The organism is Rhodosalinus sediminis, assembly GCF_003385555.1.
Taxonomy (GTDB): Bacteria; Pseudomonadota; Alphaproteobacteria; order Rhodobacterales; family Rhodobacteraceae; genus Rhodosalinus; species Rhodosalinus sediminis.
This window is the reverse complement of record NZ_QOHR01000004.1, coordinates 230,342-233,214: the sequence shown is the minus strand read 5'-3', so window position 1 is coordinate 233,214 and position 2,873 is coordinate 230,342. Positions and strand designations below refer to the sequence as shown.

Here is a 2,873-nt window from a genome sequence, read left to right as displayed (position 1 = left end):
CGTGTCACCCAAATTCGGGTATAGCTCAGATGCACTTGCGTCAGGCCGCAAGGTGCCGCGCATCTGCGAGAAGACAGCCTCCCAATGAGCGGCTCTCTCTGTCCTCTGGGCCATCGCCTCGCTCACATCGCGGGTCTGGAGTGTCTCGACGATCTGGTCGCGCCCCAGTTTTCCACGAAGGTCCCTCGGGACGGCGCGCTGGAAATACCAAGTATGACCCTGCTTCTTCAGGTAGTGCAGACTGCCAGCCATGTCATCACGATGGTACAAGTTGGTGGTACAGCTTGATAGCACCTAACCCATTGATGAGCAACAAGAGTGTTCGTTTTCAGTGGGTTGAGGGCGGCGCCACTTTTCCTCCTGCCACCCCAGCCAGCATATACCCAGCAACGCGAGCCCATGCCGCGCAACGTGTCGCAGCCGCAGGGGCGTGCCTTGGGGCGAGCGCATTGCGATGCGGCCGGGGATTGCTTCCGGCGCGGCTTCAGGCCTGGTCGGCGCACCGACCGGCAGGGTCTCGCTCAGGATCAGCCNATTGCGATGCGGCCGGGGATTGCTTCCGGCGCGGCTTCAGGCCTGGTCGGCGCACCGACCGGCAGGGTCTCGCTCAGGATCAGCCACAGGGGGCGCTGCCCCCTCTTGGCCTTCGGCCAATTCACCCCCGGAGTATTTGGACCAAGATGATGGGGGGCAGCGTCCCCCGACCCATCATCTTGGCAGAAATACTCCGGGGGGTGAGGCCCGGAACGGGCCGAGGGGGGCAGCGCCCCCCCCTTTTACTGCACGAAGTGCCAGAGAGCGTGCGGCCGCACGGCCGCGCCGCGCCGCGCGGTGTCACTCCTGCAGCGACTCGAGGTGGAGCGCGATCGAGAGGATGCGGCCCCGCGTGGCCAGTTCGGCGGCGTACGCGCCCGCCCCCATCTCGCGCGCCTTGAAGCGGTCGCCCCAGACCGGCATCGGGTACCCGTGCCCGCGGATGCCGGTGCGCCCGTCGATCACCTGGATCACCTCGAGCATGGGGAAGGTGCCCTCGTTCTCCGCCGTAAGCGTGGTGAGGTCGGGCACGGGGACGGTCATCAGCTCCGCGAGCGGCCCCGCGCCCTTGCCGGTCTCGCCGTGGCAGCTGGCGCAGGCGGCTGTATATTCGCGTGCGCCGGCGCCCTCGTCCTGTGCGCCGGCCGCCGAGGCGGCGAGCGCGGCGACCAGTCCGGCCAGCAGCTTCTGTTTCGTCACCATGTCGTCTTCCTCCGGGTTCCATGACGCAGCGCGCCTCAACGTGGCGATGGCACGCTCCTGTCGCCCCGCGGAGACTGGCAGCGCCCGGCGGGCGGCGCCTTGACGGCGGGCAACGGCGCGGCGGACGGGCTTGAGGCCGGGCGGCGCGCTGGCTATGTCGCCGGCAAAGACAGGAGACGCCCGTGCCCCAGTTCCTCGACACGACCGACCCCGCGTTCGACGCGGGCTTCGCGGCGCTTCTCGACGCAAAGCGCGAGGAGAGCGCCGACGTCGACGCCGCCGTGCGCGCCATTCTCGAGGACGTGCGCCGGCGCGGCGACGCGGCGCTGATCGAGCTCACGGCGCGCTTCGACCGGGTGGAGCTCACGCCAGACCGGCTCGCCTTCACCGCCGGGGAGGTGGACGCGCTCTGCGCCGAGGTCTCGGCGGAGGACCGCGCGGCGCTGGAGCTCGCCGCCGAGCGCATCCGCGCCTATCACGCGCGCCAGATGCCCGAGGACGCGGCCTTCACCGACCCGGAGGGCGCGACGCTCGGCTGGCGCTGGCGGCCGGTGGGCGCGGCGGGGCTTTACGTGCCCGGTGGCCTCGCCTCCTATCCCTCTTCGCTTCTGATGAACGCGGTGCCGGCGCGCACCGCGGGCGTGCCGCGCCTCGCCGTGGCGGTGCCCACCCCGGACGGGCGCGCCAACCCGCTGGTGATGATGGCGGCGCGCATCGCGGGCGTGGACGAGATCTATCGCGTGGGCGGCGCGCAGGCGATCGCCGCCTTCGCCTACGGCACCGAGACGATCCCGGCGGTGGACAAGATCACCGGCCCGGGCAACGCCTATGTCGCCGAGGCCAAGCGGCAGGTCTTCGGCCATGTCGGCATCGACATGATCGCCGGGCCCTCGGAAATCCTCGTGATCGCCGACGCCGACAACGACCCGGACTGGATCGCGCTCGACCTGCTGAGCCAGGCCGAGCACGACGCGAGCGCGCAGGCGGTGCTGATCACGCCGGACGGCGCCTTGGCCCGGGCGGTCGCCGCCGCCGTGGAGGCGCGGCTCGAGACGCTGGCGCGGCGCGACGTCGCGGGGGCGAGCTGGCGCGATTACGGCGCGGTGATCACGGTGCGCGACCTCGAGGAGGCCGCGACCCTCGCCGACCGGATCGCGCCCGAGCACCTGGAGCTCTGCGTCGCCGAGCCGGAGGCGCTCGCCGGACGGATCGACAACGCGGGCGCGATGTTCCTCGGGCCGTGGACGCCGGAGGCGATCGGCGACTACGTGGGCGGGCCGAACCACGTGCTGCCGACGGCGCGCTCGGCGCGCTTTTCCTCCGGGCTCTCGGTGCTCGACTTCCTGAAGCGCACGACGACCGCGCGGCTGACGCCCGAGGCGATGCGCGCCATCGGCCCGGCGGCCGAGCGCATCGCGGAGGCCGAGGGGCTCGGCGCGCACGCGGCCTCGGTCGCCGCGCGCCTCGGCCGGCTCAACGGCTGAGCGGCGCGGCAGGCGATCGAGCGCCGCGGCACGGGCGCGCCGCGGGGCTGGTGGATCGCTGCGGCAGGGAGCTCCGCCCAGCGCGCGGGCAGCGGGACCGTCCGCGACCTTGCGGGCTCTGCCTCCGCCCGGGCGCCCCCCCCCCCCCCCCCC

Annotated in this window: 3 protein-coding genes; 1 reads left to right on the top strand and 2 read right to left on the bottom strand. The window is 72.3% G+C overall.

The window, feature by feature from the left end; all coding sequences use genetic code 11:
- Together DRV84_RS15845 and DRV84_RS05805 are read right to left on the bottom strand one after the other, a co-directional pair.
- Positions 1-252, bottom strand: a 252-nt coding sequence (locus tag DRV84_RS15845; protein WP_205026723.1) for a DUF6538 domain-containing protein, incomplete at its 3' end; no start/stop codon positions are given.
- Positions 253-834: 582 nt separating this feature from the next.
- Positions 835-1,236 carry a c-type cytochrome gene (locus DRV84_RS05805; RefSeq protein ID WP_115978928.1) on the bottom strand — a complete coding sequence of 134 codons (402 nt, stop codon included), beginning with the start codon at positions 1,234-1,236 and terminating at the stop codon, positions 835-837.
- Positions 1,237-1,418: 182 nt separating this feature from the next.
- Between DRV84_RS05805 and hisD the strand changes: the two genes are divergently transcribed.
- Positions 1,419-2,720, top strand: a complete 1,302-nt coding sequence (gene hisD / locus DRV84_RS05800) for a histidinol dehydrogenase (RefSeq protein ID WP_115978927.1) — start codon at positions 1,419-1,421, stop codon at positions 2,718-2,720.
- Positions 2,721-2,873 lie beyond the last annotated feature (153 nt).